The organism is Dellaglioa sp. CoH-57-MRSF-20, assembly GCF_056781955.1.
This window is the reverse complement of sequence record NZ_JBXAXV010000124.1, coordinates 1-444: the sequence shown is the minus strand read 5'-3', so window position 1 is coordinate 444 and position 444 is coordinate 1. Positions and strand designations below refer to the sequence as shown.

Annotated in this window: 1 protein-coding gene; it reads right to left on the bottom strand. The window is 53.6% G+C overall.

Going from position 1 to position 444, the window contains the following annotated elements:
• Positions 1-444, bottom strand: a 444-nt coding sequence (locus tag AC1RPN_RS08435) for a phage tail-collar fiber domain-containing protein (protein WP_481763751.1), incomplete at both ends; no start/stop codon positions are given.

The following is a 444-nucleotide window of genomic DNA, read 5'->3' as shown; positions in this document are numbered from 1 at the left end:
ACATCCGACCACGCGTAAACGTTTAGGATTGCTGGGTTTTGCTGAACAGTAACCTGAATCAGTGCCATTGCCTGCTGGAGCTTCAAAAGGCAGTGCAACGAATAAGTGTTGACGGTCGCAGCCGTCATATTCGGGTACTTAAGCTGTGGCTTTTGGAATACGGCCTTGGCAAACAGTACGTCGCCCGGCAGATACAGGCCTACCTCACCGAACTCGAAGTAGCCTGCATCAGGCGGCAGTTCACACAAAATGTCGAGCGTATCGGGCGCAACAAAGTTGTAGGTAGTTGGAACACCTGTGTACAGTGTGTTGCCGTTCAGCCCGGTGTCTGTGCGTTGCGGGGTGTAACCGTAACCGTCACCCACTTTGAATGCTACGATCTGGATAGAGGGGCCAGTGGGCGTTGCCACTGAGGCCGCAGCCAAACCCACGTCTGTGATCAAA